20 protein-coding genes, 1 tRNA gene and 2 pseudogenes are annotated in these 18,190 nt (G+C 56.6%); 14 read left to right on the top strand and 9 right to left on the bottom strand.

Translation table 11 applies throughout. The features are described 5' to 3' along the window. Positions 1 to 125: 125 nt before the first annotated feature. The 5 genes from HFM78_RS10405 to HFM78_RS10425 form a co-directional block, all read right to left on the bottom strand. A complete protein-coding gene (locus tag HFM78_RS10405) occupies positions 126 to 2,042 on the bottom strand; it encodes a penicillin-binding protein 2 (protein ID WP_287129380.1) in 1,917 nt (638 codons plus the stop codon). Next, positions 2,042 to 2,446 carry a hypothetical protein gene (locus HFM78_RS10410; protein ID WP_287129381.1) on the bottom strand — a complete coding sequence of 135 codons (405 nt, stop codon included), beginning with the start codon at positions 2,444 to 2,446 and terminating at the stop codon, positions 2,042 to 2,044. The genes HFM78_RS10405 and HFM78_RS10410 overlap by 1 nt, the downstream gene beginning before the upstream one ends. Next, positions 2,430 to 3,320: a 16S rRNA (cytosine(1402)-N(4))-methyltransferase RsmH gene (rsmH, locus tag HFM78_RS10415; RefSeq protein WP_287129382.1), complete on the bottom strand. Its 891-nt coding sequence runs from the start codon at positions 3,318 to 3,320 to the stop codon at positions 2,430 to 2,432. The genes HFM78_RS10410 and rsmH overlap by 17 nt, the downstream gene beginning before the upstream one ends. Before the next feature lie 127 nt (positions 3,321 to 3,447). Next, entirely contained in the window at positions 3,448 to 3,780 is a 333-nt protein-coding gene (ndhM, locus tag HFM78_RS10420; protein ID WP_287129383.1) for an NAD(P)H-quinone oxidoreductase subunit M, read from the bottom strand. Between the two features lie 16 nt (positions 3,781 to 3,796). Next, positions 3,797 to 4,963: a GuaB3 family IMP dehydrogenase-related protein gene (locus HFM78_RS10425; protein WP_287129384.1), complete on the bottom strand. Its 1,167-nt coding sequence runs from the start codon at positions 4,961 to 4,963 to the stop codon at positions 3,797 to 3,799. 336 nt (positions 4,964 to 5,299) lie between these two features. Here HFM78_RS10425 and HFM78_RS10430 point away from each other — a divergent pair, with 336 nt between their 5' ends. From HFM78_RS10430 to lptB, 9 genes and pseudogenes are all read left to right on the top strand, one after another. Then, positions 5,300 to 5,857: a hypothetical protein gene (locus HFM78_RS10430; RefSeq protein WP_287129385.1), complete on the top strand. Its 558-nt coding sequence runs from the start codon at positions 5,300 to 5,302 to the stop codon at positions 5,855 to 5,857. Positions 5,858 to 5,997: 140 nt separating this feature from the next. Beyond that, a complete protein-coding gene (locus HFM78_RS10435) occupies positions 5,998 to 6,765 on the top strand; it encodes a PHP domain-containing protein (RefSeq protein ID WP_287129386.1) in 768 nt (255 codons plus the stop codon). Next, positions 6,762 to 7,715: a 4-hydroxythreonine-4-phosphate dehydrogenase PdxA gene (pdxA, locus tag HFM78_RS10440; RefSeq protein ID WP_287129387.1), complete on the top strand. Its 954-nt coding sequence runs from the start codon at positions 6,762 to 6,764 to the stop codon at positions 7,713 to 7,715. Before HFM78_RS10435 ends, pdxA begins: the two co-directional genes overlap by 4 nt. A gap of 34 nt (positions 7,716 to 7,749) precedes the next feature. Then, positions 7,750 to 8,931 carry a chorismate synthase gene (gene aroC / locus HFM78_RS10445; RefSeq protein ID WP_287129388.1) on the top strand — a complete coding sequence of 394 codons (1,182 nt, stop codon included), beginning with the start codon at positions 7,750 to 7,752 and terminating at the stop codon, positions 8,929 to 8,931. Continuing rightward, the gene (locus HFM78_RS10450; RefSeq protein ID WP_287129389.1) at positions 8,928 to 9,395 is read left to right on the top strand and encodes a hypothetical protein; all 468 of its coding nucleotides are present in this window, start codon (positions 8,928 to 8,930) and stop codon (positions 9,393 to 9,395) included. Before aroC ends, HFM78_RS10450 begins: the two co-directional genes overlap by 4 nt. A 435-nt stretch (positions 9,396 to 9,830) precedes the next feature. Beyond that, positions 9,831 to 10,044: pseudogene (locus tag HFM78_RS16330) on the top strand (type II toxin-antitoxin system HicA family toxin). A 131-nt stretch (positions 10,045 to 10,175) separates the two neighbouring features. Beyond that, a complete protein-coding gene (locus HFM78_RS10455) occupies positions 10,176 to 10,538 on the top strand; it encodes a hypothetical protein (protein WP_287129390.1) in 363 nt (120 codons plus the stop codon). A 165-nt stretch (positions 10,539 to 10,703) separates the two neighbouring features. Further along, positions 10,704 to 11,783: a 3-isopropylmalate dehydrogenase gene (gene leuB, locus HFM78_RS10460; RefSeq protein ID WP_287129391.1), complete on the top strand. Its 1,080-nt coding sequence runs from the start codon at positions 10,704 to 10,706 to the stop codon at positions 11,781 to 11,783. 24 nt (positions 11,784 to 11,807) lie between these two features. After that, a complete protein-coding gene (gene lptB / locus HFM78_RS10465; RefSeq protein WP_287129392.1) occupies positions 11,808 to 12,536 on the top strand; it encodes an LPS export ABC transporter ATP-binding protein in 729 nt (242 codons plus the stop codon). Between the two features lie 14 nt (positions 12,537 to 12,550). Here lptB and HFM78_RS10470 read toward each other — a convergent pair. Then, positions 12,551 to 12,625 (bottom strand) — tRNA-Gln (locus HFM78_RS10470). 145 nt (positions 12,626 to 12,770) lie between these two features. Between HFM78_RS10470 and rplO the strand changes: the two genes are divergently transcribed. Then, on the top strand, positions 12,771 to 13,214 hold the full coding sequence (gene rplO / locus HFM78_RS10475) for a 50S ribosomal protein L15 (RefSeq protein ID WP_287129393.1): 444 nt from the start codon (positions 12,771 to 12,773) through the stop codon (positions 13,212 to 13,214). Here rplO and HFM78_RS10480 read toward each other — a convergent pair. From HFM78_RS10480 to HFM78_RS10490, 3 genes are all read right to left on the bottom strand, one after another. Then, positions 13,211 to 13,720, bottom strand: coding sequence for a hypothetical protein (locus tag HFM78_RS10480; RefSeq protein WP_287129394.1), 510 nt, complete (start codon positions 13,718 to 13,720; stop codon positions 13,211 to 13,213). The genes rplO and HFM78_RS10480 overlap by 4 nt on opposite strands. 14 nt (positions 13,721 to 13,734) lie before the next feature. Then, complete coding sequence (gene dapA, locus HFM78_RS10485; protein WP_287129395.1) at positions 13,735 to 14,628, bottom strand: 4-hydroxy-tetrahydrodipicolinate synthase; 894 nt, start codon at positions 14,626 to 14,628, stop codon at positions 13,735 to 13,737. Positions 14,629 to 14,700: 72 nt separating this feature from the next. Beyond that, the gene (locus HFM78_RS10490) at positions 14,701 to 14,859 is read right to left on the bottom strand and encodes a hypothetical protein (RefSeq protein ID WP_287129396.1); all 159 of its coding nucleotides are present in this window, start codon (positions 14,857 to 14,859) and stop codon (positions 14,701 to 14,703) included. Positions 14,860 to 15,161: 302 nt separating this feature from the next. Here HFM78_RS10490 and HFM78_RS10495 point away from each other — a divergent pair, with 302 nt between their 5' ends. The 4 genes and pseudogenes from HFM78_RS10495 to HFM78_RS10510 form a co-directional block, all read left to right on the top strand. Continuing rightward, complete coding sequence (locus tag HFM78_RS10495) at positions 15,162 to 16,700, top strand: ferredoxin--nitrite reductase (protein WP_287129397.1); 1,539 nt, start codon at positions 15,162 to 15,164, stop codon at positions 16,698 to 16,700. Then, the gene (locus HFM78_RS10500) at positions 16,697 to 17,146 is read left to right on the top strand and encodes a nitrate reductase associated protein (RefSeq protein WP_287129398.1); all 450 of its coding nucleotides are present in this window, start codon (positions 16,697 to 16,699) and stop codon (positions 17,144 to 17,146) included. Before HFM78_RS10495 ends, HFM78_RS10500 begins: the two co-directional genes overlap by 4 nt. Then, positions 17,136 to 17,744 carry a molybdenum cofactor guanylyltransferase gene (locus HFM78_RS10505; protein ID WP_287129399.1) on the top strand — a complete coding sequence of 203 codons (609 nt, stop codon included), beginning with the start codon at positions 17,136 to 17,138 and terminating at the stop codon, positions 17,742 to 17,744. Before HFM78_RS10500 ends, HFM78_RS10505 begins: the two co-directional genes overlap by 11 nt. A 5-nt stretch (positions 17,745 to 17,749) precedes the next feature. Beyond that, a pseudogene (locus HFM78_RS10510) lies at positions 17,750 to 18,190 on the top strand (sugar transferase); the annotation flags it as partial.

An 18,190-nucleotide genomic window follows, 5' to 3' on the forward strand; every position in this document is an offset into this window, starting at 1 on the left:
CCCCTCCCCCGTACCCTGTCGGGCACAGGCAAGCAGGGTAGGGGAGCAAGAAGAAGAACTTTCTACTGTCTTCATGGTCTTGGTCCCCCACAAGTGGGGCGGAGGGGCCTCTTCCTCTTATCGCCTCAGTTCAAAGCATCGTTGCGTTCTTGGCTCTGGGCTATGGGGCGCGTCGGTTTGATGCCCTCGAAACCAACGAGTTCAGTCAAGATCTCGTGGACGACTGGCGCGGCAGTGGTCCCACCAAAAGCCCGTCCCGGTGGTTCATCGAAAACCACTAGGACGACATAGCGCGGGGCATCGCCGGGGAAGTGCCCAACAAAACTCGTAACCCGCTGACCAGCGACGTAGCCGCGTCCATTGGCAAGAACTTTTTGGGCGGTCCCGGTCTTGCCACCGACCCAGTAGCCGGGGATCTGCGCGGGTTTACCCGAACCCCCTTCGACGACTTGGACTAACATTTGCCGGACTTGACGAGCGGACTCAGCCGAGAAAATCCGTTTGGATGGGGCGGGGGTAAATGGACGGATGACCCGTCCGTTCTCATCGGTCAGGGCCTCGACGACATGGGGGGTGACGAGTAGGCCCCCGTTGGCGATGGCGCAGTGAAACCGTAAAAGTTGGAGTGGGGTCATCGTCACGCCCTGTCCAAAAGCCGGGGTCGCCGCCTCAATCGGGTAACGGATGAACTGAGCGCGGTCCTTGAAGACCCCGGCGGCCTCATTGGGTAAATCTACCCCACTGGCCTTACCAATCCCAATCCCCCGCAGTCGGTCGTAGTAGTCCGCCGCCCCCATTTTTTGCATCAGTTTGACCATGCCGATGTTGTTAGAGACCTGGAGGACTTTGGTGACGGAGAGACTGCCGCGCCCCTTGCCATCAAAGTTGCGGATCGTGCGCCGTGAAAGTGTCATCGAGCCGGGATCGTAGACGACATCGTTGGCCTTGACTTTGCCGCTGTCAAGAGCTAGGGCAATATTGACGGGCTTAAAGGTAGAACCGGGTTCATAGATCTCCGTCACGGGCCAGGGCCGGAAGACCTTGGGGTTCTTGGCGTAGAGGGCGAAATTGTTGTTGTCATAACTGGGGGCGACGGCGAGGGCGAGGATGGCTCCGCTCTGGGGGTCCATGACGATGGCGGTGCCGCGCTTGGCTTTATAAAGGGTCATCCCCTTACTTAGGGCACGGTTGGCGGTGTTCTGGAGACGGGCATCCAGCGTCAGTCGTAGCCGGTGGTGTAACTGTTCGTCCAGGAGGGGCCGGGGCGGGGCGGCGGCGAGTAACTGTCCGAAACCGTTGATGCTGACGGCTTGGGCGGGGCGGTCTACTACCATCTGTTTTTCGTAATACTGCTCAATCCCAGCGCGGCCCTTACCGTCATAGTCCACGAACCCGACTATGGGCGCGACATCGGTACCTAGGGGGTAGGTCCGTTGACGGCGTGTCTGGAACTCTAGGCCAGGGATCGTCAGTTTGGGGACTTTCTCTTTAAAATTCTGGGCTAGATAACTGGGGAGTAGCTTATCTTCCACCAGAGTGCGCGGAATAATTAAACTCTGGATACGGCGGAAGGTCGCCTCATCTACCCGGCGCGAAAGGACCACTGTGGATTCTTTTTGGTCCCTCAATAGTGCAAGTAGGGCTGGGGCGGGTTGCTTGAGGAGAGGAGCGAGTAGTCGGGCGGCAACCTGGGTCTGTTGGCTAAAGGTGGCTTGGATCAAGCCGGGTTGGGGTTCACCGCGTTGGGTTTGCTCCACCTGTTTTTTGGCCTCAGTGTAAAAGACCCTCGGGTGAGCATAGAGGGTGTAGAGAACTTGGTCCGTAGCTAGGATATTTTGGCGGCGGTCCACCATCGTCAAGCGCGGAATGAAGGGGTCTAGGGGGCGGGTCTGTTGGTCTACGGCCCGGACCCGGAGGTCGGGATTTTGGGAGAGGGACCAAGCGCGGACACCCAGGCCGACAGGGGCCAGCACCAAGGCTGCCCCCACCAACCAGTAACGCCAGACTTCTTTTTTGGTTTGGGGCCGGGGGGATCTCATCATCAGTACGCCAGGGGTAGAGCAACCAGAGTGACGGGAGCAGCGGGCAAGGGCGTGGTGAGCCGGGGACTCGCCTGGGGGAGGACCAACAGTTGCTCGGGGCGCGGCGGGACTAAGCCGCCCGGTTGCGCCGGGGTGATTTGGCCTTCAAGGGCGGCGGTGGCCCACTCTAGATCACGGGTGTGCTGGGTCAACCGTTGTAACTGTTGATAAGACTCCGCCCAATGCTGTTGGGTCTGGACGGTCCACCAATAGCCCCCAGCCAGGACCACCAACCCGACCACCACCAAGGCGACGAGGACACGACGGGCACCGAGGATGAAGGTGAGCAAGAAAGGGACTGGGGCTGGAGCCGGAACCAGCACGGGAGCGGGACGAAGACGGGTGGGCTTAAGCAGAGCGGTCATGGGGATTCCTCACAATACGGCGGGCATAACGTAACTTGGCGGAGCGCGAGCGGGGATTGTGCCGTTGCTCCTCAAGACTGGGGGTGAGCGGCTTGGGGGTCAAGATTTCTAGGTCCGGGTCACGGCGAAAACTCCACTTCACCCGGCGGTCTTCTAGGGAATGAAAACTAATCACCGCCAGAACTCCACCCACAGCAAGCCACTGAGTAGCCTTAGTGAGGAAACGGTCTAAGGCACCGAGTTCGTCATTGACGGCAATCCGTAAGCCCTGAAAGACGCGGGTGGCGGGGTGAATTTTTTGACGATAGCCAATGACACGGGCCACATGGTCGGCAAGCTCCGTCGTCGTCGTGAAGGGTGTCCGGGCGCGGGTCTCCACCAGAGAGCGAGCAATCCGACGCGAGAAACGTTCCTCGCCGTACTCATGGAAGATCCGGGCGAGCTCGACTTCCGAGGCGAAGTTCACTAGATCCGCAGCAGTCGTCTCCCCGGTCCCCATTCGCATATCCAGGGGTCCGCTCTCACGCCAACTAAACCCGCGCTCCGCCCGGTCCAACTGCAAAGAACTCACCCCCAAGTCCGCCAAGATCCCCTGAAAGCCACCAAACTGCTCCCCTAAGAGCGCGGTGGGTTCAAAATCCGCAAAATTAACCCGGACCCCCTGCACCCGTGAGCCAAATTGCGCTAAATTCTCCAGACTTAATTGCAACGCCAAAGGGTCTTGGTCCAAGGCAATCACCGTTGTCTCAGCAACTTCTAAGAGCGCACGACTATGACCCCCAAAGCCGACAGTGGCGTCCAAATAAAGCCCGCCCGCTTGGGGAGCCAGGGCCTTGAGGCACTCAGCTAAGAGGACGGGAGTATGGGCCAACACCACCAATAGCGTGTCCTTAAGCTACAAATTCTATTTACATTAGAATGATATTTAGGTTCCTGTCAAGAATCTAGAGCCGGATGTCATTTTTTACGCAAGGATCGCCTCAATTTTGACCCAGACCAACTTATTCTGGAGCAATGCGGGGACGGCCCATGCTGTAATTGATAACCCGGTGTTCGAGGTTATAGGCGATTTCACCAGCTTGGATCATCGTCCGAATTAGATGTTCTAGGTCTGAGCCGATGCGACGCAGATTGTATTCGGTCAAGTCCTCGCCTTGGGCCTGAGCGACCAGGGTCCCAAAATTGGCGCGGACTTTTTGCAAGGCGGTTTCATTCCAGACAAACTCATTGTCCGGGTCTATGTCCAGGGTGAGGACATGGTCATTGACGATGCGATCTTCCCCGACGATCTCCCCAGCAAAAATATGAATGTGACGGGTAGTTGACATCAACATGGCGGTCTCCGATGGTTTAGGACTTGCCCATCCCTAATTGTTGGGCTTTTTGGTAGACCTTCCCCTCAGTTAGGAGAGAAGGGGCAACGACAATCTCGACTTGCTGCATCTGCCGGAGATCCTTAGCCCCCAGGGTACCCATACAGGTCTTGAGTGCCCCTAGGAGGTTGTGGGTGCCGTCGTCGTAGCGGGCGGGACCGCGTAGGATTTCCTCCAGGGTGCCGGTGGTGCCGACTTTGATGCGTGTTCCCCTGGGTAGGACCGGGCTGGGGGTTGCCATCCCCCAATGAAAGCCTTGCCCTGGTGCCCCTTCGGCTCGTGCCAAAGGCGAACCGATCATGACGGCATCCGCCCCAGACGCAATACTTTTACAGAGGTCGCCCCCAGTGATAATCCCGCCGTCTGCCACCACGGGCACATAGCAGCCCGTCTCAGCCAAATAGTCATCACGAGCGGCGGCACAATCGGCTACTGAGGTCACCTGGGGAATCCCAATTCCTAATACGCCGCGTGAGGTACAGGCTGCCCCCGGCCCAATCCCGACCAAGAGGGCAGCAGCCCCCGTCCGCATCAGATCCAGCGCAATATCATAGGTGACACAGTTGCCGACGATGACCGGGATGGGCATTTCCTGGATGAACCGTGCCAAGTCCAAGGGTGTTACCCCCTGGGGAGCCAGATGGTCCGTCGAGATAACTGTCGCTTGGACAAAAAATAAATCCGCCCCTGCCGCTGCCGCCAGAGGACCCAGGTACGCCGCATCCTGGGGAGTCGCACTCACCGCTGCAATTCCCCCCGCTGCTTTGATCTGCCGAATCCGGGCTTGGACAAGTTCAGGTTGGACGGGAGCGCGGTAAAGCCGTTGCATCAGGGTCACATATTCGTCCCGGCTGACGCTGGCGATCTCGGTGAGGACTGCCTCAGGTTCCGCATAACGAGTTTGGACACCCTGGAGGTTGAGAACGCCAATTGCCCCGAGTTGACTGAGTCGGATGGCCTGTTGTACATCCACCACACTGTCCATGGCACTGGCGAGGATGGGGATTTCACGGCTGATCCCGCCCAGGGTCCAGGTGGTCTCCGTCAATTGGGGGTCCACCGTCCGGGCTCCAGGGACCAAGGCGATTTCATCAATGCCGTAGGCACGGCGGGCTGTGCGCCGACCACCAAGTAAAATGTCCACAGGCAACCCAACGGTGATTAAAACTATTCTACCCACAACCCATAACCCGCAAATGCGCGAAACTCTGTACAAATTAGCTCTACCCCCTAGGCACTCACGACCGCAGTTGCTATAAATAAATAGTTAACCTGTCAGCGCGAACCAATTAGGAAAGAGGAGGTGGTGCACATGACCGAAGGTAGTAAACGCTTGGGTTTTGGTGGACTTCTAGCTAACTGTGCGCCGGGACGGGTTCTGTAAGGTTACGAATCTCTTGGCAGTTGGATAGGGGCTACGCGCCCGACCAGACCGCCCCCTCCGAATCCGGTGGGGGCGGACGGTTTTGGGGGGGTAGGAATGACACGACTAGCTTTGTATGGATTGAGTGCGGACCCGCCCCACTTGGGCCACCGGGCGATGATGCGCTTAGTAGGCGAATATTTCGATGAAGTCTGGTGTTGGGCGGTGGATAATCCCCTAAAAACTTCCCATGGGGCCAGCCTGCTACATCGTCAACAGATGCTTGCTCTGACCATTCAGGGCCTTGCGCCGCATATTCAACATCATTCTGAATTCACTAGCCCGTGGACGGCGGAGAGTGCCGCAATTATTCACTACCTGCATCCTGACCGGAAGCTCTGGGTGGCCTTGGGTAGCGATGCGTTGGCCCAGGTAGAACAGTGGTATGCTTTTCAGCTTTTAATTGCACGGATTCAGGGGTTTGTCGAGGTGGCACGGGACGGAACGACGGCTCAGCAACCCACTGTCGGCGGTTTGCCCGTCTTGACCCTGACCCGGAGGATTCCTCCCCATACCAGTCATACGCTGCGTACGGAATTGGCAGCGGGTGCAACGCCAACAAGTTTGCCGCCCCAGGTTTTGACCTACATCCAGGCGCATGGGCTATACCACTAATCATCCGTTGGGCTGATGTATCGGATTAGTTTGTGAGCCGCCAACTTATCGTGAATAAACGTTAAGATTGGCCCAGGTCAGCACCCCGGCTCCTGGGTCGCGTCCATGGGGTGAATCCTACATCTAATAGAGGCACCGCCATGTCCCGGCATCCCATTCACCTCGGTCTCCACAACCACACCAACGCCAGTGACGGTTTCTTCACGCCCCAGCAATTACTGGATCAAGCCCGTCAACAGAATTACGAGTGGCTCGTCATCACCGACCACAACACTGTCCATAGCTGGTTGGGGTTAGACCTGCCCTCCAATGTAGCGGGCGGGATTGAGATGTCGGGGCTGTGTGAACGCACCGCCACGGAAGTCCACCTCCTCGGCTATGGCCTGACGATGACCCCGGAACTTTTGGAGTATTCCCAGCAGTTCTATGATTATTCGCTCCAAGTCTGGCTGGAGACCCTGGTTAATCTCGGCGTGAAACAGCTTCCCCAGTCTCTGGAAGAGCGGTCCCAGGCAATCCAAGCTTTGATGGAGCAGGGAATTTCGGCCCACACCATCCTCAATGAAGCCTGTCGTATCCAGGGCCGTTATCGGGAAGTAGGTAAGGCCCCGGAGTTTCTAGCGGTAACGGAAGCGGTAAATCTGTTGCACCGGGCGGATGGCAAGGTCTCTGTCGCCCATCCCCAACGCTATCCTCAGGCGATGCATGAAGATTTTTTGGAAAGGGTAGATGCCCTCGAAGTCTATCACCCTAGTCACTCTCCGGCGGCACGAGAACACTGGCGTTCGATTGCGCTCCGTTTGGATAAACAGGTGACGGGAGGCCACGACTTCCACGGTTGGAACCAGCCCCACCGTCTGCCCCAGCCTTTACGCTTAGATGACGAACGGCTTTTGGCCCGTCCATGAAGCCCTTAGCCTTGACCCTGGGCGACCCGGCGGGAATCGGCCCGGAAATTGTCCTCAAAGCCCTTGCTGTTCCGGTTTGGCGAGAACGTTGTCTTGTTTTCGGGAATAAGGAGGTCCTTCAGGAGACCTACCAGCAGTTAAAAAACCGTGCCGTTCTCGCTGATCCCGATACCCTGACTATTATTGACCTCCCTACACCAGCTTTTATCCCCGCCCAGAACCAAGCAAGCAGTGGGGCCGCAAGTTTTAATTATTTGAGTACGGCAATCACAGCGACCCGGCAAGGGGAGACCCGTGCGATTGTGACTGGGCCGATTTCTAAGACTGCTTGGCATCAGGCGGGACATATTTACCCTGGTCAAACGGAAGTCTTGGCTCAAGGCTACCCGGATTACGGGATGTTCTTCGTGGCCCGTTCGCCCCACACAGGTTGGTGTTGGCGGGTGCTGCTTGCAACAACCCATCTCCCATTGGCTCAAGTGCCCTTGGTTCTCAATGCAGGTTTGGTCCGTCAAAAATTAGATTTACTGACGAGGACCTTAACTAAAATTTTTAAATTGGTGGAACCCCGGATTAGCGTTCCGGGACTCAACCCCCACAGTGGTGAGGGGGGACAGTTGGGGAGGGAGGAGCAGGATTGGCTCATCCCACTTTTGCAGGATTACCCACTCGTTGAGGGTCCGGTGCCCCCGGATACGTTGTGGGTCAAAGCGGGACGGGCTTGGTTTGAATCGGTCCCGGCCCCCGATGGTTATTTGGCTTTGTACCATGACCAAGGTTTGATCCCCTTGAAGTTGTTGGCCTTTGACCAAGCGGTGAATATGACCGTGGGGCTACCTTTTTTGCGGACCTCCCCGGACCACGGAACGGCCTTTGATATCGTCGGGCAGGGCGTGGCGCGGGCAGATAGTCTGTTAGAGGCGTTGTTCTGGGCGGATCAATGGTCATGAGCGGTCTATCCTGGGGATACGCTCCAGGTAATTTATGCGCTTTTTGACTGCCGGGGAGTCCCATGGGCCGGGGCTAGACATCATTGTGGAAGGGGTCCCGGCTGATTTACCCCTGTTGCCTGATGACATTAATCAGGACTTGGCCCGCCGTCAGATTGGGTTTGGGCGGGGCGGACGGATGACGATTGAGAAGGATGAGGTCACGTTCCGGGGCGGGGTGCGCCTCGGGCGGACGATCGGTTCACCAATTGCGATGAGTCTAGTCAACCGCGATTTCCAGAATTGGCAAGTCCCGATGTCCGTCACGCCCGTGGACCTGGATGACCCGGCGATTCGTGCCCAGGTCGAAGCCAGGGCAATTACCCGCTTGCGGCCCGGTCATGCTGATTACCCCGGTGCGATTAAGTACGGCTTGAGCGATGTCCGCAATATCCTCGAACGCTCCAGTGCCCGTGAGACGACTTCGCGGGTGGCGGCGGGAGCGGTGGCGAAACAACTGCTGCGTCAATTTAATATCCATGTCCATTCCCATGTCCTCGGGATTGGCGGGGTGCTGGCTGAGCCGCGACCGGAATTACCAACCTTTAGTGAGTGGAAGGAGTTTTTTGCCCAGGTGGAGACCAACGATCTCCGCACAGACCCGGACAGTTACAGTCGTTTACGGGAACGGATTGTGGCGGCGGCGAAGGGGGGCTATACCCTGGGCGGGACGGTGGAAATTGTTGTCTATGGGGATGTGCCAATTGGTCTAGGGTCCCATGTCCACTACGACCGTCGCTTGGATGGGTTATTGGCGGGGGCGGTGATGTCGGTCCACACGGTCAAGGCCGTGGAAATCGGGGTGGGCACGATGGCGGCCCAACGAGTCGGGCGAGAAGTACAGGATGAATTCCAGACCGGACCCCAGGGTGAAATCTGCCGTGCTTCTAATCATGCTGGCGGGATTGAGGGCGGGATGACGAACGGACAACCCGTCTTGGTCCGGGCTAGCCTCAAACCCTTACCGACGATGCGAAATGCTCTGCAATCCGTAGACCTCCTTACCCATGAGGCTTTTGCTGCCCATTACGAACGCTCCGACACTTGCGCGGTTCCAGCGGGGGGCGTGGTCTGTGAAGCGATGGTTGCCTGGGTGATTGCCCAAGAACTCCAGAAGAAATACGGCGGAGATTCCCTAGGCGAGATGTTACGTCATGCCCGGACGGTCCCGGAATGACGGCGGCTAAAATCGCCGCCCTAGAGCTAACCGAAAGAGCCGAGACCGCTTTGGGCCAATACCTACAACTGCACGAGCAACTGTTTTCCTGGAAAAATACCTTTGGCTGGAACCAGTACGACGCATTGCGGCAGGCCCTTTTACCGCTGACGGAGATGACGACGGACTTGGTTATGGCTGTGGAGACCCAGGCCCACACGGTTCAACAGGCAACCAGCCCGGACCCGTTGTTGGCGGAATATTACCGTCTGCTAACCAAGTACGTAGAATTCCTAAAACAAGCCGTCCAAGTCATGCCCAAACTGCTCAAGCAAATTGAAGCCAAGGCCCGTAAAACTGGCACCTACAAACAAGCTGCCTATGAGCTAGACCTTGCGATGTATAAACAAAAAGTAGACATGTACCAACTCCACGGTCAGCAATTGAACGCATTGCTCCCTCGACTCGTGGCTTCATTACGGTAGGGAACGGCTTGACACCTTAGTTTTGCAGTGCATAACACAAGTAAACCTCCATTTTTCACTCTGTACTTCAATCATGAGGGATATCCCATGAATTTATTGAGTGCTTCATTTTCCTTGAGTCACCTTCGGCAGTTGTCCTTAATGAGTGTGAGTATGGGTTTACTAGCTTTGGCCCCTCAAGTGCAAGCCCAATTTAGTCAGGACTTACGCAAGAGCCATCGGCCTAGCAAGGCTTCAGTTGCTGCATCAAGCACCCAGAGCGTAGTCCCTGCTTGAGTTGATAGATGGTTTGGCCTGTGCGATAGGCTAAGTCTTTAAGACGTACCTACACCAGCAGCGCACAGCCATATGGTTGCGTTGAATGCGCTCCTTGCGACACTGACACGCTTCAATCCCCGAGTGAACGAGAGAAGCTTGAACCAGAGAAACAACTCGTTGAGTTATATTTCCGGTAAAGCACTTTGCAAGATTGTGAAAGGGCATGACTGGACGCTAAAACGAATTACTGGTAGGCATCACATTACATACAAAAGACGGCATTGAGGTTGTTCTTTCCATACCCGTTCATAGTAATCGGGATTTACCAAAAGGGACTTTAAAAAGCCTTATGAAGGACGCTAAGCTTATTGAAGAAGATTTGGAATACTAGCCAGTACATAAGCTCAACGGTCTAACAACGAATAACAAGGCTTTTGTGATACCTAAGTAAAATACGGTACCTGCCGCCGAGTATTGTAGATTTTTAAGTAGTTATACTGGGAATAATCCGGGGTGAGCAGCATGAATACACGCGTCGCAGCAAAACGCATTAGTAAAAATGAGCGTCTGGTCAAACGGGCCAACATGATCAATGAGCTCACTCGCTTGGTCAATGGGGCTACCCTCGGGGTGGTGCTAGTGTTGGCGTGGCAGGGGAGCTTGGCTCTGTTGGGGTGGGACAAAAGTCCCGATAGCCTACTCAAACTCATCAAAGGATTCGCCGATAGTTTGGCAGAACCCGTCCTCTCCTGGGGTCAGAAGTATTTCCCGTTGGTCCCCAGTGGCGCGGCAACCTATGGGGTAGCGTTGTTGGTCTACATCCTGCTCAATATCTTGGTCCGGCAACTACTCAAACTCTTCGTGCGGGTCCCCGGTGCGCGTTAAAAAAGGGTCCGGCATTGCTGCTAGACCCCTGTTTCCTTGTTCAAGGAACCCAATTCCCTTGCAGTTAATATGTCAAAGGCATAGGGTCCCGCGTGTGATCAAGCTCACACTTGTTTGGGGGCAGCCCGCACGGTAGGTTGGGGAGGACCTGGGCTAAACGTGACTATGAAAACTTATCAAATTACCCTCCTGGCTGGGGATGGCATCGGACCTGAGATCATGGGTGTGGCCCGTGCGGTCCTGGCGCAAGTCAGCCGCAACTGCCAATTCCACCTCAATTTCACCGCAGCTCCCTTTGGCGGACAGGCGATTGACCTGACCGGCGAGCCCTTACCCGAGGCGACCCTAGAACAATGCCGCGCTAGTGATGCCATCTTACTTGGAGCCGTGGGCGGTCCGGTCTGGGATGACCATCCCCGCCGCCCAGAACAGGGCCTGCTTGGTCTGCGCTCTGGGCTGGGACTCTACGCCAACCTGCGCCCCGCCACCGTCCGCCCCCAACTCGTCGCCGCTTCCTCCCTCAAACCCGAAGTCGTCACAGGTGTAGATTTACTCGTAGTCCGCGAACTCACGGGCGGCTTGTATTTTGGACAACCCCAGGGCATCTTCCCCGAGAAGAAAGGCGAACGGCGGGGGGTCAACACGATGACCTACAGCGAATCGGAGATTGAGCGCATCAGTCGGGTCGCTTTTAAATCAGCCCAGAGCCGCCGTAAACTCGTAACCTCGGTGGATAAAGCGAACGTATTGGCAGTCTCTCGGCTCTGGCGCGAGGTGGTCAGCCGGGTCGCTCTGGACTTCCCCGATGTCACCCTCAACCATCTCTATGTAGATAACTGCGCGATGCAGCTCATCCGCTGGCCCAAACAGTTTGACGTGATCCTGACAGAGAACCTGTTTTGGGACATCCTCTCTGATGAGGCGGCGATGCTGACGGGTTCGATTGGGATGCTGCCCTCGGCCTCCTTGGGGGAAGGTCCGGGAGTCTTTGAACCCGTCCATGGCTCGGCCCCTGACATCGCGGGCCAAGACCGGGCCAACCCCCTAGCCCAAGTCCTCTCCGCCGCCATGCTCCTCGGCTACGGTCTCCAGGAAACCACCGCTGCGGCCCAGATTGAACAGGCCGTGGCGCGGGTCCTAGACCAGGGTTATCGTACCGGGGACATCATGGCTGAGGGTATGACCCAGGTGGGCTGTCAGGCGATGGGCGAAAAACTCCTCCTAGCCCTAGCTGAGGGTATCTAGCAGTGACTGTGCTAGGTTCAAAATATGAAACTAAGCGTCGAGAATCTCCGCAAAAGCTACGGTAAGCGGCTCATTGTCAAAGACATCACCCTCCAACTTGAGCAAGGCGAGGTCGTCGGACTCCTCGGGGGGAATGGGGCCGGGAAGACGACCACGTTCTATGTCATTTGTGGGTTAGAGCGGCCTGACCATGGGCAGGTCTGCTTAGACCAGCGCGATATCACAACGGTACCGATGAATGAACGCTCCCGCCTAGGGATCGCCTATCTAGCTCAAGAACACAGCGTCTTCCGTAAGCTCTCTGTGGAAGACAATTTACTCTTAGTGATGGAACAGACTGGCGTACCCCCTGCCCTCTGGCAAGTCCGCAGTCAGGCCTTGCTTACCGAGTTCAACTTGCATCCTGTCCGCAAGAGTCTCGGGTTACAACTCTCGGGCGGTGAAAAACGACGGGTTGAGATTGCCCGTGCCCTCGCCGCTGGCAAAGAAGACCCCCATTTTTTACTGCTTGATGAACCTTTTGCTGGGGTGGACCCCATTACCGTCAACGAGATCCAGCAAATGCTCGCCCGCCTGAAGACCCGTGGTATTGGTATTTTGATCACCGACCACAATGTAGCGGCAACCCTGGCAATCACTGACCGGGCCTATATCCTGCACGATGGCTACATCTTGGCAGAGGGCAATCCCGCGCAACTGGCTGAAAATCCCCAAGTCCGTGAATTTTACCTGGGTGAGAATTTCCGGCTATGAGTAGTGATGAAAAGTGGCTCGGGCGCAAGGATTCGAACCTCGGAATGGCTGGACCAAAACCAGCTGCCTTACCGCTTGGCGACGCCCGAATGTACCTTAGTTATAGTAGCCAATGGGTTGACCCGTCGCAAGGGTGCGTGGCCTAAAAAGCTAACTAAATAAGGTGGACCTTGCCGTAGCCTCAGTCCTTGGCTTATATTTAGAAATTGCCGCTTAGATACCGGGAGTTCGACTGTGAGATTTGCCGATGCACAACCCCAAGCGGGTGCCCGTTTACGGAACAAACAGCGCGTAGGCCGGGGCCACGCAGCGGGTCAGGGCAAGACCAGTGGGCGCGGGATGCGTGGCCAGAACTGTCGGAGTGGGGGCGGGGTGCGGCCTGGATTTGAAGGGGGTCAGACGCCCCTTTATCGCCGATTACCCAAACTGAGCCATTTCCCCAATCCCAACCGCGAAGCAACCGTCGAGATTAGCGTCGCTCGTCTCGCCATCTTGCCCGCCGGGAGCCGAGTCACCCAGGCGTTGTTGGCGACCGCTGGGATGGTCAACAAAAATGGTAATTTGCGCGTCTTGGGCAATGGCGAGATCACCGTACCCATCCACATCACCGCCACGCATTTCACCGCTGGAGCTAGGGCCAAGATTGAAGCAGCGGGCGGGACCTGCACCGAGGGTTAACTCAACCCTGTGGTGGTCAATAGACTGTTGACCGTCCAATTGAGGGCGATCAGGGCACCCACAAAGGTGAAGGGGACGAGGAGGGCGATACGCCACCAAGCCAGCTCGCTTGCCACCGCTACGGCCCAAGTCTGGAGGGCCACAAACCAGACCAATACCCCCACGGTTACAACCTGACCAACTACCCCGCCGAGGGTCTGGGCCGGGGGCAAAATTAACCAGGGCAAGCTAGCAAACCCCGTCAAGGTCAAAAGCCGGGGGTAACTCACCGCCCGTTGAAAAATTGTCAAAAGTAGCCAGAGTAGGCCATTGAGGACTAGCCAACCGAGAATCCCACTCACAAGTTGGATCATTCCTCCTAGTGCGCCCCCTAAACGCAAACCTTCTAAGAAATTAACCCCTGCCACAATGCCCAGAGCTTGAGCTACCCGGGGTTCTGTCAACTGGGGAAAAGTTAACTGGGGTGTAAACCAACTGCCATAACAATCATCTAAAAAATCACTCACCGGGCTAGAGCCATTCAAGGCAGTAGCTCCAGTTCAGCTAAGCAATTCTTGATCTCAGTTACGACGGGCAATAGGGCGGCAACTAAGGGCAAGCGCAGGGACATCCCCGCCCACCCCTGACAGGCCAAGGCCGCTTTCACTGGACTCGGGTTTGTACACAGAAACAAAGCCTTAAATAAAGGGTAAAGCCGGTAATGAATCCGCTGTGCCTCCGCGCTATCCCCTTGTCGGTAACAGGCAATCAGCCGTTGGATGTGGGGACCGACGAGGTGCGAGGCCACACTGATCACCCCGCACGCCCCTAGACTCAACAGGGGTAAGGTCAGCGCGTCATCCCCGGAGTAAATTAAAAACTCAGGACTGACCAACGCTCGGATTGCCATCGTCTGGTCCACCGTACCACTGGCTTCTTTGATGCCCAGGATGCCCGGTTCGAGGGCCAACCGTGCTACGGTCTCGGCAGTCAGACCCACGCCAGTCCGCCCTGGAATGTTGTAAATGAGGATGGGCAGGTCCGAAGCACGCGCAATCTGCACAAAATGTTGGTATAGACCCTCTTGCGAGGGTTTGTTGTAGTAGGGACAGACTTGTAGAGAACAATCTAAGCCCAGTCGGGCGGCTTTCTGGGTGGCTTCAATAGCTTCACGGGTACAGTTGGAGCCCGTTCCGGCGATTAGGCGGGCACGTCCGCCCACGGCCTTAAGAACCACTTGAAAAAGTTCGTATTCCTCGGTCCAAGTCAGGGTGGGCGATTCGCCCGTAGTCCCGGCGAGAACCAAGCCATCAGAACCCTGGTCAACAAGATGGACAGCTAATTTTTCAGCAGTGGCGTAGTCTACTCCACCCGTGGAGGAAAACGGTGTCACCATCGCAGTCAAGACAGGTCCCAAAAAGGGGGACGTGGGCATCGGCAAAACTCCCGGGTTAGCTCCCTATTTTGAGCCTAGCACGTTACCCACCGTCCCCTTTGGGCGAATCACTCAAGTAGCAGCAACCCCAGCTGCGAGGGTGCGGACGCTCCGCATAAGCAGTCCTTGACGCTGACGACGGGCCGATTGGGCCTGAGTGGAGACTAATTTGCGGGTCAACTCACGGGTGGACTCGGGGGCATTACGGTCAAGGATGGCATTCGGGGACATAACAACCTCCAGGAGTTAAGTAATTCAGGTCATGTGTGGAGTGAGCCAAACCTGGACACAACACTTTTCAAGTTTACCATTAAATCGTATATTTTGATACACTATTAATTCTTAAAATAATTAAAGTATCTAAAAATACAAAATACTTGATTCGCCCTAGGCCGATGCTCCTAGTCCTATTGATTCACTTTAGTTATTGAAGCCATGAGCAAAAACGAGAGTCAGCAGCTTTATGTTCGTTCTGATACATATGTCCAGTGGTAATCGCTGTTTCCTAGGGATACACCACACCGGGTGGCACCATGGCAAATCCGATTGAGAAGATTAAAGACGAAAAGCCGGGGTTAGCCGTGCAAGCGGAACTCGCCCAACTTGCCCAACTGGGCTGGCAGGCTGTCGCCAAGGGCGACCTAGAGCGGCTCAAGTGGGTGGGCTGGTTTTTTCGTAAGCGCACACCGGGGCGTTGGATGGTCCGCTTGCGGGTTCCTGGCGGCGTGATCACCAGTGACCAACTGCGGGTCTTAGCCCAGATTTTGACCGCTGGTTCCGATGTACAGCAGATGGATATCACGACGCGCCAGAACCTAGAGTTGCGTGGACTGTGTATCGAGGACATTGTGCAGATCACGGCGCAATTGCAAGCGGTGGGACTAACTACTGTTCAGTCGGGGATGGACAATGTGCGTAACGTCGTCGGTTCCCCAGTGGCGGGGTTGGACCCTAACGAGGTCATGGACGTACGGCCTTTGGTCCAGCAACTCAACGACGCGATTACCAATGATGGGTTGGGTAGTTTTGAGTTGAGCAACCTACCCCGTAAATTTAATATCTCGATCACCGGGGACCGCGAGAACTCAGCCCACGCTGAGATCAACGATATTGGCTTCATTCCAGCCCGCCGCGATGGAGAACTTGGTTTCAACGTCTTAGTTGGTGGGGTCCTCAATTCCCAACGGGCGACCCCAGCTTTCCCCCTAGACTGCTTCGTGCTTCCGGCCCAGGTCACGCCCTTGTCCCTTGCGATCCTCCGGGTCTACAGCGAGTTTGGTCCCCGTGAGGCCCGGACTCGTGCCCGTCTGATCTATCTGCTAGAGGACTGGGGTATCCCCAAGTTCCGGGAGGCGGTGGCAGCACAAATGGGCGGGCCGCTCACTCCAGCAGCATCCGAGGAATTCATTGACTACCACAAGCGCGATCATGTGGGAATTCACCCCCAGAAGCAGGAGGGGTATTATTTTGTCGGTTTGCATGTCCCCGTCGGTCGAATTTACGCGCCCCAAGCCCTAGAGGTGGCCCGTCTCGCCGATGCCTACGGTACAGGGGAGGTCCGGCTCACGGTCGAACAGAGCTTACTCATCCCCCATGTGCATTTCCGGGACCTCCGGGCCATGCTTGCTGAGCCTCTATTGACAGCGTTCTCCCCGGCCCCTAACCCACTGTTGCGCGGTCTAGTCTCCTGTACCGGGGCACAGTTTTGTAACTTGGCTTTGATTGAGACCAAGGAACGGGCTCTCAAACTCGCCCACATCCTGGCGGAGGCACTAGATGTACCCCAACCCGTACGGATTCACTGGTCCGGCTGTCCCAACTCCTGCGGTCAGCCCCAACTCGGCGATATCGGTCTCATTGGGACCAAAACGAAAATCAACGGTCAGATGGTGGATGCAGTGGACATTTTGATGGGGGGACGGGTCGGCAAGGATGCCGTCTTGGGAGCGGTCAGCCATACCAACGTCCCCTGTGAGGAGCTACCCGCCCTGCTCAAGTCCCTGCTTATCGAACATTTCGGGGCGGAGGAACGGCAAGCAGCGGTCTTGGTCCCGATGGGGGATCCGTCATGACCTTTGGGTTTGAGGCGGATTTCATTGCCAGTCTGCGCTGTATCCCAATGGCGGTACGGCTGAGTCTGGACACCTGTGGTCTCAAGCTCACCTTGACCCAGTGGCATCAGTTGACCCCGGTGGAACGGGCCGAATTGGTCACATTGTCCTGTGCTACCCCATCGGAGATCCAGGCGTACCGGGCGTACCTGTGCCAAATTCTCACTGCTCACACTGGACACCCCCCCCAGAATATGACCGTAGACCCAGTTTGGTTATGCAATGCCCTACCGTCCAGCGTCCAGGACCAAGCCGCCCAGCACGCCATCCAACTCACGGATGACCAATGGGTCCAGCTCTCCCCCCAACAACGGTTCGCCCTGCTCAAGCTGAGTCGGGCGGGCCACGAGAACCGTAACTTTTTGCCCGCGCTCTGGGAGTTTCAGTTGGTGAGCCATGGCCTGTAGTGGGCTGCTCCTGTGTGGGGGGCAGAGTTCGCGGATGGGTCAGGACAAGGCTCTGCTCAAGGTCCAGGGGGTGCCTTTACTCCAGCGCGTCCACCAAGTCGCCCACCAAGTCCTGCCAGGATCGCCCCTCTACGCCGTCACACCTTGGCCCGAACGTTATCAGCAGCTCCTGCCCAGTTGCCGCTGGGTGAAGGACGACATTGCCCAAGGTCCCCTAGCGGGGTTTGCCCAGGGTTTAGCCGTGGTCCAGACTGAATGGGTCCTGCTGTTGGCCTGTGACCTGCCCCGGTTGGACCCCCAGGTTTTGCTTACTTGGCGAGCGGCCCTAGTTGTCTTGCCTGAGACCGTACTGGCCCTGTTACCACGCTCTCAGCAAGCCTGGGAACCGCTCTGTGGCTTTTACCGCCGCTCAGCCCTAGCCTCAGTGCGTGCATTTTTGCACAAAGGCGGGCGGTCCTTTCAGGATTGGCTGACTCTAGTCCGGGTCCAAGAAGCGATGGGCGCACCACAGGAGATGTTTTTTAACTGCAACACGCCCCAGGAATTAGACCGGATTGAGCGGGGACTAACTACAGTTGCGGAGCGGATGGTACATTAAAGCTCATGTTAAAACAGCACTGGTATGGTCTAGTCCTGTTGCCCCTGACCGTCCTCAGCGATGGGTTAGCCGTTTTGGGGGCCTACTTGCTTTCCTATTGGTTGCGTTCTCTGGCACCCAACACCCTTCTGAATTTAGAAATCTACCTGACCTATGCCCTAGCGAACGGGCTGAGTCTGGTCGGGGTTTTGATGGTCCTGGGGCTCTATCGTCCCAGTCGGCGGGAGGCCCGGTTTGATGAGAGCGTGACCGCGCTGTTGGGGCTGGTGCTGGCGGTGGGTCTTGTCTTGGTCGGGGCTTTCTTTGTCCGCTCGGTCTCACTATCACGCTTGGTAATTGTTTACACCGTGCCCCTAGCGGGCTTGGCTCTGATCCTAGGGCGGTTATTGCTGCGGAGCTTCAATGATTGGGCCAGAAGTTGCGGCTACGGAGTGCGCCGCGTCCTC

This window comes from Candidatus Cyanaurora vandensis (genome assembly GCF_013285555.1).
Taxonomy (GTDB): Bacteria; Cyanobacteriota; Cyanobacteriia; order Gloeobacterales; family Anthocerotibacteraceae; genus Cyanaurora; species Cyanaurora vandensis.

Coding starts and splice junctions, on each gene's coding strand:
- HFM78_RS10405 (WP_287129380.1), bottom strand. CDS start 2,042: ATGATGAGATCCCCCCGGCCCCAAACCAAAAAAGAAGTCTGGCGTTAC.
- HFM78_RS10410 (WP_287129381.1), bottom strand. CDS start 2,446: ATGACCGCTCTGCTTAAGCCCACCCGTCTTCGTCCCGCTCCCGTGCTG.
- ndhM (WP_287129383.1), bottom strand. CDS start 3,780: ATGTTGATGTCAACTACCCGTCACATTCATATTTTTGCTGGGGAGATC.
- HFM78_RS10430 (WP_287129385.1), top strand. CDS start 5,300: ATGACACGACTAGCTTTGTATGGATTGAGTGCGGACCCGCCCCACTTG.
- HFM78_RS10435 (WP_287129386.1), top strand. CDS start 5,998: ATGTCCCGGCATCCCATTCACCTCGGTCTCCACAACCACACCAACGCC.
- pdxA (WP_287129387.1), top strand. CDS start 6,762: ATGAAGCCCTTAGCCTTGACCCTGGGCGACCCGGCGGGAATCGGCCCG.
- aroC (WP_287129388.1), top strand. CDS start 7,750: ATGCGCTTTTTGACTGCCGGGGAGTCCCATGGGCCGGGGCTAGACATC.
- HFM78_RS10450 (WP_287129389.1), top strand. CDS start 8,928: ATGACGGCGGCTAAAATCGCCGCCCTAGAGCTAACCGAAAGAGCCGAG.
- HFM78_RS10455 (WP_287129390.1), top strand. CDS start 10,176: ATGAATACACGCGTCGCAGCAAAACGCATTAGTAAAAATGAGCGTCTG.
- leuB (WP_287129391.1), top strand. CDS start 10,704: ATGAAAACTTATCAAATTACCCTCCTGGCTGGGGATGGCATCGGACCT.
- lptB (WP_287129392.1), top strand. CDS start 11,808: ATGAAACTAAGCGTCGAGAATCTCCGCAAAAGCTACGGTAAGCGGCTC.
- dapA (WP_287129395.1), bottom strand. CDS start 14,628: ATGCCCACGTCCCCCTTTTTGGGACCTGTCTTGACTGCGATGGTGACA.
- HFM78_RS10490 (WP_287129396.1), bottom strand. CDS start 14,859: ATGTCCCCGAATGCCATCCTTGACCGTAATGCCCCCGAGTCCACCCGT.
- HFM78_RS10495 (WP_287129397.1), top strand. CDS start 15,162: ATGGCAAATCCGATTGAGAAGATTAAAGACGAAAAGCCGGGGTTAGCC.
- HFM78_RS10500 (WP_287129398.1), top strand. CDS start 16,697: ATGACCTTTGGGTTTGAGGCGGATTTCATTGCCAGTCTGCGCTGTATC.
- HFM78_RS10505 (WP_287129399.1), top strand. CDS start 17,136: ATGGCCTGTAGTGGGCTGCTCCTGTGTGGGGGGCAGAGTTCGCGGATG.